Below are 11,838 nucleotides of genomic sequence, written 5' to 3' on the forward strand. Positions count from 1 at the left end.
CGCAGCATGATTTCACCAAATGACAAATATTCTGCCATATCGAAATTCCTTATGATCTGGCGGCGCTTGCGAGAGCGACAGCTTCGCGGGCCAGCCTGGTTATTGCATCGTAATCGCCCGCTTCGATTGCCGCTTTGGGCGTGAGCCAGCTGCCGCCGCAGGCAATCACGGAAGGCACGGCCAGAAATTCGGCGAGATTGTCTGCTGACACGCCGCCGGTCGGCATGAAACGCATATCGCGAAAGACCGAACTCAAGGCCTTGAGCATCGGTACACCGCCCGCCAGCTTGGCCGGGAAGAACTTCACGGTCCGCAAACCCAAAGCATAAGCGCGCTGCACTTCGCCAGCCGTCATTGTACCGCCATAGAAAGGCAAGTTCCGATCGAGACAGAAACGCGCCACATCATCGACAAGGCCCGGCGAAACGACAAACTGCGCCCCCCGATCCGCGACCGCTTTTGCATGATCCACCGTCAAGACCGTGCCGGCGCCAACAACGATATCCGAACTCTCCGATATAATCGCCGACATGCACTCTAGTGCGGCATCGGTCCGGAGTACAACTTCGACCACATCGAGACCTCCGGCCCGCAGCGCTTTCGCCGTTGCCACCGCAACCGCCGGGTCACTGGCCTCGATCAGGGGCACCACCGGCGCAGCGGCAAATTTCGCCTCTATTAGTTTGTCCATATTACTGGTCATTTCATGCTCGCAATTCTGGGTCAGGAGAAAAATGTCCCGCCGTTGATGTCGATATTGGCGCCCGTAATGAAGCTGGTGTCATCCGACACCAGATTGGCTACCGTGCGCGCAACCTCTTCGGAATTGCCCTGACGCCGGAGCGGGGTACCGGCAGCCACAGCGGTCCGCACCTCGTCCTTGGTGAATGTATCGTGGAAGGCGGTGGCGATCATACCGGGGCACAGCGAATTGACGCGGATGCCTTTGGGTCCGAGTTCCTTTGCCATCGCCCGGGTGAAGGTCATCACCGCGCCTTTTGACGTGCCATAGGCCGCCGCACCGGGGCCACCGCCGTCGCGGCCGGCTTGCGAAGCGAAGTTCAATATGGCGCTTCCCTCGGGCATATGGGGCGCGACCGCCTGCGTCATCATGAACGTCGACGTGACGTTCAATTGCATGACTTGGTTGAAAAATTCTTCGTCCATTTCGGCAAGGCCCTTGCGCGCGACCAGGCCTCCGGTGACGTTCACCAAAATGTCGATCGTGTCGCCAAAGGCGGACACCGTTTCCGCGACCAGGCGATCAACATCGGCCTGTTTCGTGACATCGGCCTGGACCAGTATCGCGCTGCCGCCTGCCGCCTTGATCGCGTCCAGCGTGGCCTGGCCGTCCGCTTCATTGTTGCAGTAATTAACCACGACATTGGCGCCCTCGGCGGCCAGTTTTTCCGAAACGGCGCGGCCGATATCACGGCTGCCGCCAGTTACGATCGCGGTTTTGCCTTTAAATTTGGTCATATTATTTTCCCTGTTTTGCAGATGATGAGGAGGAGGAGGAAGTGATCAAGAATTTTTCGGTTTCAGAGGTTTGATGTCGGTGCAGAGAACCAGAACCGACAAGACGGTCATGATCGCCAGTCCCGCACCAACCGCAAAGGCCGGTGCGTAGCTGTTGACGGTGATGACCGGGATCAGGAAGTTGAGCCCCACCACGGCCAGCTTGGCAGCCGTGCCGGCAAAACCAGCCAGCGAGGCGACGGATTTTCCGCTATAGAAATCGCTCGGCAATGTCTGGATATTGCGACCGCCGTCTGGAAGCCGAACAAAATGGCCGCCATCAGCAAGACCGCGATCAAGGGCGAAGCCGCGACGATGGTCAGCAACAGCGAAACCAGCATGATCAGTCCGCCGAGAGCGATCACCAGTTTGCGCGTCTTGTTGACGGTCCAGCCCGATTTTATCAGTCGCCCGGCCAGGATTCCGCCGAACCACGCGCCGAACATCGCGCCGACATAGGGCACCCAGGCATAGGTGGCGATTTCCTCGACACCGAAGCCATAGGTTTCAAACAGATAGAGCGGCAGCCAGCCCACAAACAGCCACCAGATCGGATCGAGGAAAAAGGATGCCATGATGACGCCCCAGCTTTCCTTGCGCGAGAGAATTTCGCCAGAATTGGGCGCGTAGGTGGCGGCCTCGTTGGTTTCGGCATTCTTCTGGCCGGTCAGGATATATTGCCGCTCGTCTTCCGTCAGCCAGGGATGGCTTTCAGGGCCGGACTTGTAAATGATCAGCCATGGCACGAGCCAGAGGAAACCGAGCGCGCCGACGGCGATGAAAGTCGCTTGCCAGCTGCCCAGAAAAACAAAGAGAATCCCGATAATCGGGGCGGAAATGATGCCGCCAATCGCCGCGCCGGAATTGAAAACACCCTGCGCCAGTGCACGTTCGTTGATCGGGAACCACTCGGCATTGGCCTTGGTCGCACCCGGCCAGTTACCCGCCTCGGACAGGCCGAGAAGCCCCCGAAACACAGCGAAGCTCATCAAGCCGGTTGCAGCGGCGTGCAACATCGTCGCCGCCGACCATACGACGATCGACAGCACGAAGCCGAGACGCGTGCCGATCCAGTCGAATATCTTGCCAAACAGCGTCTGCCCGAAAGCATAGGCAAAAGTGAATACGTTCAATATGATTGCATAGTCGGGCTTGGTAAGGCCGATATCTTCGGAAATTTCCGGCCACAGAAAGCCGAGCGCGCCGCGATCAATATAGTTGATGATCGTCGCCAAGGCGACGAGACTGACAATGGCCCAGCGGAAATTACCGACTTTTTCACAGCGCTCACGATTCATCTTTCCCCGTTGCCAAAAAGTCTTCCCGTACCGGATTGAATATGTCGAGCAGCGAACCGGCCTCGATACAGCTGATACCGTGATCGGTGTCGGGCGAAATGATCACGCTGTCGCCGACGTCCAGTTCCTGTTCCTTACCATTCACAAACGAGAGGAACCGGCCCGATTCGATGTAACTGATCTGACCGTGCGGGTGCTGGTGCACATCGCCGACGGAACCCGCTTCAAACCACAGACGACAAAGCATGAGATCGGGACCATAGCTCAATATCTGGCGCGTAATCCCCTCACCCACGGTTTCCAGCGGCACGTCCGAAGCCTGGACAAATGTCTCGCTGCGGTTTTGCATTGTTGCGGTCATCGCTTTGCCTTTCCAGCTGGCAGATCGATGCGCGCTGCAAATCCGGTCCAGTTCAACATTTGATGGCCAAGCTTCACCGAATGCTTCTTTTCGGCATCAGAATCGTAGGACACAACAAGAGCGATCTTCTTGCCGTCCAATTTTTCCACGATGACGATGTCAGAACCATTGACGCTTTCATGGCTGAGTGATTTTATCAGGCTGTCGCTGCCAACCGTCTGCTCGGCCGCCCCGTCATAGCGACCGTGCGATTCCAGCATGCTGACAAAGGTCGTATTTTGCGCGTTCCTGATCCGCTGGATGACCATCGGCTCGCGGCGCAGATTGAACCTGGGGTCATTGGCACCGATTTCCGCCAAAACGGTTTCCGCACCCTTCTGCGGCACAAATCGGTAGGTGTAGAAACGTCCATCGAGCAGGGTCGTGACAAAACCATTTTGCCCCTGCGGCTTGCCGACCGCATCAACCCAGATATGCTGATAGCCGTTGCCGGTTCCCAGCACCGGGCGCGCCGCGATATGGGATTCGGTGTCAAAGCCGACCCGCATGATATGCCCCTGATAATGCAGCGGCAGGTCGTACTGATGCGGGCTGTCGGACTGCACGCGCACGATGTCCAGAGCGAGCGGCGCAGATAGGCCGTCGACCCAGAATAGCGCCAATGTCCGGGTGAAGCGGGTGTCGGGATAGGCGCCCTCAATCACGGCGGAGCTGATTTGCGCGCCCTCAGCTTTAGAAAAATAAAGCTGCTTTGGCGCAATGGTATCCGCAACCTTCACATCGCCATCGAAATGGCTTTTTCGTCGACGACCAGCGTATTGTGGGCAATGGTCTGCTTCGCCCAGCTTTCATTCTCCGGCAGATAACGGCCGCCGTCCTTGGCCTCGATATTCAGGAAACGCGCGGCGCCATAGTCGCTGACAATCTCGTTGCCATTGTCATAATATTGCCAGCTGAGCTTGTCGAAATGGCCGTGTCCCATGCCTTGCGAACTATTCTTGGCAATCAGCGCCTGACCACTTGTACTGTCACCTTCGCGCAGGATAGCGACCGCGCCCTTGTCGCCTTCGGGTCCATCACTCAACAGCAGCGATTTGAAGGGGAAGGGGCCAGCCTTGCCGGCGGCCAGATCATCGGCGACCAGCTTGCCGTCATCGGTCAGCACGGTCCGTCCTTGCCACTGCGCGATCGACAGCAGTCCCGGATCGCGTGTCTTGCGATAGGCAATGGCAACGCCGTGATAGAGCTCGTCGGTCTGGAGGCTCTTGTCCTTGATCGCGTCGTTGAACGGGAAGAAATATCCGTCATAGGTCAGCTGGATCGTGGTGCGCAGCGCCTTCAGCAATATGCCGTCGCGATGCTCGAATATCTTGCGCGCCGGATCGTTTTTTCGATTACCCCGCAAAACCACGAAGGGCTTCAGGGCAAAGCGCTGATAATAAGGCCCTTCGGTATAATAGCCGTCGGGGGAAAAGAGCAGTTCGCTCTGCCGCAAAATCCGGTCTCGCCGCTTTTGTCCAGCCCCAGCAAAGCAATGTCGACCAGTTCCTTGTCGCCCAGAACATAGCCCGTCATGCCCACACCGGCCGTGGCCCATGTGGCGTGGTTGTGGATCTTGCTGAACGTCACAGCCGAGCCGGTGGAGAGGAATGCGGCTGCCTTGCGGAACAGATTGTCATCGATATTCTTGCGATCGGCCTCTGACAGGCTGTCACGAATGGCTTCATAGCCCTGGATGCCGTGCACCATCCACATCGCATCGTTCAGCACCTGCCAGAAAATCCTGCCGGAACTCTGGCTATTCTTGCGTGCCGGATGCTCGCCCAGAGTGGGATAGAGATCAGCATAGGCCAGCAACATGTCGCGGACATAATCGGCATATTTCTGCTCGCCGGTAATCCGGTAAAGCTGGCCGCCTTCGTAGATCGCCTTGTAATTGCGCTTGTGCTGTTCGTGGGTGTAGCCGCCGCCGGGATCGCTGGGAACGGGAACGACCACCCCGGCCACCATCATCTGATCGACAAAGGTCCGCGCGCGATCCAGTTCGTCTTTGAAAAGCGGGCTGTAATATTGCGCCGCCGCAGCAGAACCGGTCGGGGAGGATTCGACCTGGCCTGCCACGGCGGCAGAAGATGCAGCACTCCATAGTGCGACCGCGATGAGCTTACCCTTCATGGCCGTGCTGCGCCTTCAAATTGATTTCCGGCAAGAATGGCGCGATGTGCGCCTGATAATTCAGTTCCTCAAGAATGGGCACCGGCATGTTTCTGGATATATTGTTCGTTATCCGGGTCCGTGGACGTCCGACGGTATGGGTGATCTTGATCGGAGCGGCGTCCTGAAAAACATTGTCGCTGATATCGCTATACTGGACCCCGTGAAGAACCACGGATGCCCCCGTGACATTATTGCTGCTGCGCCCGACGTTCATGAAGGCGGAACCGGTCAGCGAGAAATGCGGGCCAAATGTACTTTCGTCCCGACCGCCGCGGTAGATGTTGAATATCTCGCCGCCAACATCCTTGAAATTGGAGTTCGCCACGTCGACATATTCGACATTATACTGGCCGTAATCTTCGGCCTCCGCCGCCGCCTGCAAGACAGAACCGGAAATATTGGTAAAATTGCTGTTTCTGATGCTGATCCGATCTGCGAACGAACTCTTGCCCAGTGCGACCACGTGGAAGGACTTGTTTACGTCCAGATTCGCCACGGTAACGCCGTCAAGCTCGATCAGAAAATTGGACTGGATTGGGTAAATCGTAGTCCGGATAACTGCATTGCCAACCGAATCCGGGGCCATTTCACCATCAATAACAAGATTGCTGAGACGCAGACTTCCCCCCTGTCTGATTTCGACTAGCGAGGGCCTGGCGAAACTGATTCTAGCCACAGCATTTTCCGGTCCCGCGATCGAAAGGACCTTGTCCAGCGGCAGTATCTTGTTCACCAGATAGTCGCCGGCGCTCAACATCAGACGATCGCCATCGGAAGTCAGAGCGAATGCCTCGGTCAGCGTGTCTTCGCCCGGTGCCACGGAAATAGACTTTCCCGCACCGAACCGGTCACCCGCCGACGGCTTCGGATACCATTTGACGCCGACCTGATCCCGGGTAACGGGAACCAGATCACGCGAGACGCCTCTATCGGAGTCTTCGGGATAGAGCAGACCGTTTTCCGCCCGGATGAGAGCCGTTTCGCTTTCTGAAATCCCGGCTATCGGCTTCTCGAGCTTGCCATCGACGAGCATGTTTCCGGCGAATGCGATGCCGCTGATATCGTCCTGAACCTTCACGAATGTACCGGCGCCAGTACCGCCGAGCAGATTGTTCTCGAAACGGCTGTTAACCGGGGCTGCAGATCGCTCCGCATCGGCACCCGCCGCGAATGTGATGCGCGTGCTGTCCACAACGCTGTTATTCTCGATTATGGCATTATCGACCTGGACGTAGCGGTTCACGGGCGAATTGGGCACGCCGTTCATCACGGTCAGGGCGCTGGCAAAACCGGTACCGCGCAGACCTTCCATATAATTGTTCCGGATCGTCTGGTCCCGGTTGATGACCCGGATGCCACCGGTGTGGTCCTTACCATTGCCGAAGAACACGTTATTTTCGACCAGATTGCCATCCCCGTGGCGCAGCGTCAGCGTCCCGCTTGATTCAAAAACATATTGCCCCGGAAAATATTCCGTCCCGCCTTCGACGAGATAATTTCGACTTCGCCATCGCAGCGATCGAAATAATTATTCTCCACGAGAGTGTTGGAATCGAACATTGAATATTTGCTGGTCCCGATGCGCAATGTCTCGCCACCATTCGAACCGAGAACAGGCCGGTGTCCGAAGTAATTATGGTCGATGCGGTGGCCGTTTTCCTGACTGTCCTTGCTATCCAGACGAACCGCCAGGGTCACACCCTTGTTGGTCTTGCCAGCCAGGTGATTATGGTCAAACCGGTTGTTCTTGCCATACATGCCGACCCAGTAATCGGACTCGTAGCGATCGGGCTTGCTGAACCCGTCGATCACCACTTCCGTCACACGGCTGTTCCGGGCGAGATCATCCTTCGACCTGCGGAATGAAATGACTTCGCCGGTCGGGCTGTAGCCGTTCAGGAATACCAATCCGGTGACCAGTATATATTCGCCACCAATCCGCAGATTTGACTGGCCGGTAATTACAACTTTACCCGGATCCTGGGAAATCAGGGTGATGGGCTTTTCCTTGGTACCCTTGCCGGAAATCTTGATTTCGAAATCATGCCATCTGCCGTTGGCGAGGATGATGATATCGCCGGCAACGAGCTTCTTCGCCGCCTCGTTATATTCGTCGATATTTTTAACGAAATATTGTTCGGCCTGCGCGGGGACCGCCATGAGCCAAATACATAAGCCAGCAAGGCAGCGCCCTGTCCACATTCCCCGTCACCCTCTCTTATTATCTGGGAACGGGGCTATCAGGAGAGTCGACGTGAGTCAACCAATTGATGCTACCAAATTCAATTTTGTTTATACCAATTGGTATAACTGCTTGGCCGCCGGGAATTTATCAGCCGAGTTTGACCGAGGACAAAAAGCGCTCGCGGCTCTCATTGGCGCGCTGCTGGACTTCTTCCAGAGCCTGCTTTTCGGTCGCGTCCAGCATCGCCTCGATCAGGCGCCGGAAGTGGCTGTGCATGGCCTGCCGCGCCGCAAGCGGATTGCGCGTCGCCAAGGCATCGTAAATTTCCTGATGCTCGCTGGTTCTGGTGCGGACATCATGTTCGCAAACCGATTCATAAGCGGCCTTCACATCGGGCAGTTCTTCGCGCATCCGCCAAAGCGTTTTTATCGTATGAACGATCGCGGCGTTACCGGACGCTTCGGCAATCGTGATGTGAAAATGCTGATCCGCCTGCGTGGAGACCTCTTCGTCTTGCGAATCCATTTCCTTGATGAATCTGCCGAGCTTGGCGATATCTTCATCAGAAATATTCTGGGCAGCCAAAGCCGCTGCTTCGGCTTCAAAGAGCGACCGCGCTTCGGTCAATTCAAAGGCGCTGACGTCTGGCAGACGACTGTCGTCACCAGGCTGTTTTTCACTGACATAGACACCGGAACCGGTCTTGATTTCAATCCGGCCAATCGCCTGGAGCGCAATCTCGGCCTCGCGTATGGTGACCCGGCTGACCCCGAAACGCTCAGCCAGTTCGCGCTCGCCGGGAAGCCGCGCACCAACCGGAAAAACGCCATCCTTGATTAGATCAGTGATTTGCTCTGCCACACTATGGAAAAGTCGCTTTTCGCCCATATTCCCTGTCTATCCCATTGAAAGATTGTTACTTCGACCCGCTTTCTCCTGATAGCGCATCTCCATACCAATTGTCTACTCCAGCCTCGGCGTGACAGTTTTGCACAAAATGGCGCAGCAGGTTCAAGCTCCCGCTGCGCCATCCCCCGTTGGTTTCTAGAACTTGAACTGTACCCCCGCAAAATAGCGTGCCCGTATACCTGGATCGCTCCGAAGTCGTCTGGCGCGCGCGATAATTGGTCCGCGGCTCGTTGAACAGGTTGATCCCTTCGAGCGTGAACTTCACATTCTTGTTCAACCGGAAAGAGACACGGGCTTCGAAAACACTGACATCGTCAACATACCGGACGCGTCCCGGAGTTGCGACAAACTGCTGGAAGTAATTGCTGCGATATTTGTAGACGCCCTGGAAATCGAACGGACCGATTTCATAATATAGCTGCGCCGCCAGCACGTGCTTGGAAAAGCCGAACAGGTTTGAAGGCACGATCAGACCGTTGCTAACCGTCGTTCCAGTCGGGGTCGGGGTCGTGATTGCTCCCAATGTATCGTCTTCGAACTCGAAATTCGAATCTGCATAATTGTAGCTGACCTTGAACCCGAGACCATCGAGCGGTTCCGGCAGATAGCTGAGACGGTGGGCTGCTGTTATCTCGACACCATAGATTCTGCTTGTGTCGTCACTGGTAGCAACCGATGTCGTGAAGAGATCGACGTCCTGATTGTTGATAGTGAACGTCTCGGTAAAGCCGATTGCATCAAATCCGCCATCGAAACTCTTGTAATAGGCGTTGAAAGCCAGGATCGTATCCTCGTTGGGATACCATTCAAGACCTGCGTCGAAATTCCAAGAAAGCAATGGCTCCGTCAGCGGATTGCCCGTCGCGCTGACATTGTTGAAGCCTCCTGCAATGGCGTCTGCCGGCGTCGCAAATTCGTCATCGTCATTAAAACTGAATACCCGGCCGTCTCCAAGCGACGAAGGGTCAGGACGCGACAGGGAGCGATAGATGGCAAAGCGTCCGAGCAGATTGGGCTGGAATTCTGCAACGATGTTCAGACTGGGCAGAAATTCCGTGTAGGAATTTTTCGTCTGCCGCTGGATCAGGTTGGTAGTATCCTCGACCAGCACGAATCCGGCGGTGCCGTCACCATCGACATCATCGAGAACAACATTGAAATCCGAACGGAAGCCAGTGGAATTCACCAATGTCTTGACCACCCGCAAGCCGGCGTTTCCGCGAATGGGGGTGTCACCAAGATCACCATCAAAATTGGCCTGTATGTAGGCCGCCATACTGCGTTCGGTCACATCCGTATTTTGCGCGGAATCGAAATTTCCGGACGGATAGATCGGAACACCATCTTCATCAAACTGCAGGCCCGACGGATCTTCGCGCTCGAGAACCTGCGCAATGCACAAGGCATCAAAGGTTGCGAAGCTGTTATAGGTGCCAATCACATTGCCCGATGAATCGACATTGGTAATGAGCGGATTTCCACCGGAAATGGAGGAAAGGAAGCCGTTTTCGGGAAAGCTCGTCCGGCATTCCCGGTTCGCTACGGCCAGGGCACCGGTTCCGTCGGTGTCATTATAGCTATTCTCGAACCGGCTGGCGCCGAGCGCACCGGGCACGTCCCGGTAGCGGAGCTGCTGATAACGGGCACCGGCCTGGAGCGTGTTTACAAATCCATCCATTTCATATTCGACGTCGCCGCGAAATGCCCAGACACTATTGAACCGGTCCTGCTCCAGATCAGCGCGCAGTCGCGGATCATTGGCAAACAGGTCATGGTTGGTGACGTCAAAATTCTGGGTGACAAAATTCAAGCCTTGCGATCCGTTCTGAAGGATCTGGACAGCCGTTTCGACCCGGTCATTGGTCGAGCTGCCATCGCTTTCAAACGCATTCGGCCATGCAGCGGCACCGGTGATATCTTCATTATCTTCGGTGCGGAAGCGGATCTGGACCGCCTGCTCCACCCGCTGGGTTCTCGAGTAGGAGCCATCGAGCGAGATTTTCACGCGATCGCTGACTTGCGCGTCCAGCGAGAGCCCGCCACCATAATATTCCTCGTCGCGCTCCAGATATTCACTGACCGCTTCGATCCGCTGTTCGTTGGTAAACTGCCGCAACGCCCCCGTTTCCGTATAAATAAGCGGATATCCCGGAATGGCATTGGCGTCGCCCAGACCGTCAATCCGACGTCCTTCGGCGAAGTTCAGATCACTGCGCTGCTCTCTGAAAAGACGCTTGGAATATTGGAAATCCGCGTTGATGTCGACATCGGGGCTTGGCTTGAACTGCAAAGCGCCGAAAAATGAATCGCGCGTATCATCGGTAATATTGGACCGGAAGGCATAGCTGTTCCGGGCAATGACAAAATCCTCCGTGACGCTGCCATCGCGCAGGCCGTCGATCGTACCGCCACTGGTATCGCAATTGCCGTCATCAAACACGCCGTCGCCAGTGTCCGTCGGATCAACCACACAGGCCCGGATAGTATTGGAGACATTGGCTTCCTGCTCGGGATTGGTCGTCTTGTTGCGAGAATAGCCCAGCGAAATACCGAGCTCGGCATCACCCAGCTGGAACTGGTCAACATAGCTTCCGGTAATACGATAGCCGAATTTCTGGAACCGCTGATCCGCATCGATATCGAGATTGTCGGGATTGGCGTTCAGCTTGAAATTGCCCTGGAATCTGCGCTTGCCATAATCGAGCGGCTTGATGGACTCGAGCGCAATCTGGCCGGCCACGCCCCCTTCAATATAGCTGGCAGCCTGCGTCTTGTAGATACCGATCTTGCTGAAAAGCTCGGAAGGGAACTGGCTGAAGTTGACCGAGCGGTCACCACTGCCGTTGGATGCGATGCGGCCGTTGATCACTGTAGAGCCCAGGAAGGGACCAAGACCACGGATTGAAATTTCGGTGGCCCCGCCCTGCTCCCGGTGGGAAGCAGCACCGGTCAGGGTCTCGAGAGCCTCGCCAATCGATAACGCCGGTATGTCACCGATCTCTTCGGCCGACAGCGCATCGAAGACCTCGGTCGATTCACGCTTCGCTTCAATCGAATCCTGAATGGTTGCTCGGATGCCGGTAACGACAATCGCACCGTCATCCGCTCCGGTCGATTGCGACCAGGAAGGCGTGGCGATCATCGCCATGGCCGTCCCCGCCAGAAGTGCTGTAGAAAAACGTCGCCGCGATCCATTCTCGCGCGCAAATTCGGCCGCCTGTTTCATAAAATCCCCTCTGCTTTGCTTTTATATTTTGTGGTAAGCTGCCGACTGCCTACCTGTATGTCAACCTTTAATCTATACCAATCAAAATACAGACATCATACCAATACCATCCTGCTTTCAATAT

At 55.9% G+C, this 11,838-nt stretch carries 10 protein-coding genes and 1 pseudogene; all 11 read right to left on the reverse strand.

Features of this window, described 5'->3' with window-relative positions; all coding sequences use genetic code 11:
• Window positions 1-49: 49 nt before the first annotated feature.
• On the reverse strand, window positions 50-703 hold the full coding sequence (eda, locus tag C8024_RS06645; protein ID WP_254305653.1) for a bifunctional 4-hydroxy-2-oxoglutarate aldolase/2-dehydro-3-deoxy-phosphogluconate aldolase: 654 nt from the start codon (window positions 701-703) through the stop codon (window positions 50-52).
• A 20-nt stretch (window positions 704-723) separates the two neighbouring features.
• Entirely contained in the window at window positions 724-1,479 is a 756-nt protein-coding gene (locus C8024_RS06650) for an SDR family NAD(P)-dependent oxidoreductase (protein WP_173203636.1), read from the reverse strand.
• Between the two features lie 45 nt (window positions 1,480-1,524).
• Window positions 1,525-1,674 (reverse strand): hypothetical protein, encoded by a 150-nt coding sequence (locus C8024_RS20075; protein ID WP_217272046.1) that lies wholly within the window; start codon window positions 1,672-1,674, stop codon window positions 1,525-1,527.
• A complete protein-coding gene (locus C8024_RS06655; RefSeq protein ID WP_217272047.1) occupies window positions 1,653-2,816 on the reverse strand; it encodes an MFS transporter in 1,164 nt (387 codons plus the stop codon). Before C8024_RS06655 ends, C8024_RS20075 begins: the two co-directional genes overlap by 22 nt.
• Window positions 2,806-3,177, reverse strand: a complete 372-nt coding sequence (locus C8024_RS06660; protein WP_217272048.1) for a cupin domain-containing protein — start codon at window positions 3,175-3,177, stop codon at window positions 2,806-2,808. Before C8024_RS06660 ends, C8024_RS06655 begins: the two co-directional genes overlap by 11 nt.
• Window positions 3,174-3,956 carry a hypothetical protein gene (locus C8024_RS20080; RefSeq protein WP_217272049.1) on the reverse strand — a complete coding sequence of 261 codons (783 nt, stop codon included), beginning with the start codon at window positions 3,954-3,956 and terminating at the stop codon, window positions 3,174-3,176. The genes C8024_RS06660 and C8024_RS20080 overlap by 4 nt, the downstream gene beginning before the upstream one ends.
• The gene (locus C8024_RS20085; RefSeq protein WP_217272050.1) at window positions 3,953-4,672 is read right to left on the reverse strand and encodes a heparinase II/III family protein; all 720 of its coding nucleotides are present in this window, start codon (window positions 4,670-4,672) and stop codon (window positions 3,953-3,955) included. The genes C8024_RS20080 and C8024_RS20085 overlap by 4 nt, the downstream gene beginning before the upstream one ends.
• Complete coding sequence (locus C8024_RS20090) at window positions 4,597-5,352, reverse strand: alginate lyase family protein (RefSeq protein WP_217272051.1); 756 nt, start codon at window positions 5,350-5,352, stop codon at window positions 4,597-4,599. Before C8024_RS20090 ends, C8024_RS20085 begins: the two co-directional genes overlap by 76 nt.
• Window positions 5,342-7,596, reverse strand: a pseudogene (locus C8024_RS06670) (polysaccharide lyase 6 family protein). Before C8024_RS06670 ends, C8024_RS20090 begins: the two are co-directional and overlap by 11 nt.
• Before the next feature lie 130 nt (window positions 7,597-7,726).
• Window positions 7,727-8,440, reverse strand: a complete 714-nt coding sequence (locus tag C8024_RS06680) for a FadR/GntR family transcriptional regulator (protein ID WP_367947205.1) — start codon at window positions 8,438-8,440, stop codon at window positions 7,727-7,729.
• A gap of 55 nt (window positions 8,441-8,495) precedes the next feature.
• The gene (locus C8024_RS06685) at window positions 8,496-11,714 is read right to left on the reverse strand and encodes a TonB-dependent receptor (RefSeq protein WP_217272052.1); all 3,219 of its coding nucleotides are present in this window, start codon (window positions 11,712-11,714) and stop codon (window positions 8,496-8,498) included.
• Window positions 11,715-11,838: the final 124 nt, after the last annotated feature.

Origin of the sequence: Sphingopyxis sp. BSNA05, assembly GCF_013265645.1 — a bacterium.
Lineage (GTDB): Bacteria > Pseudomonadota > Alphaproteobacteria > Sphingomonadales > Sphingomonadaceae > Parasphingorhabdus.

Excerpts from the sequence above, each read along its gene's own strand:
- eda (WP_254305653.1), bottom strand. The coding sequence starts at position 703 with ATGACCAGTAATATGGACAAACTAATAGAGGCGAAATTTGCCGCTGCG.
- C8024_RS06650 (WP_173203636.1), bottom strand. The coding sequence starts at position 1,479 with ATGACCAAATTTAAAGGCAAAACCGCGATCGTAACTGGCGGCAGCCGT.
- C8024_RS06655 (WP_217272047.1), bottom strand. The coding sequence starts at position 2,816 with ATGAATCGTGAGCGCTGTGAAAAAGTCGGTAATTTCCGCTGGGCCATT.
- C8024_RS06660 (WP_217272048.1), bottom strand. The coding sequence starts at position 3,177 with ATGACCGCAACAATGCAAAACCGCAGCGAGACATTTGTCCAGGCTTCG.
- C8024_RS20090 (WP_217272051.1), bottom strand. The coding sequence starts at position 5,352 with ATGAAGGGTAAGCTCATCGCGGTCGCACTATGGAGTGCTGCATCTTCT.
- C8024_RS06685 (WP_217272052.1), bottom strand. The coding sequence starts at position 11,714 with ATGAAACAGGCGGCCGAATTTGCGCGCGAGAATGGATCGCGGCGACGT.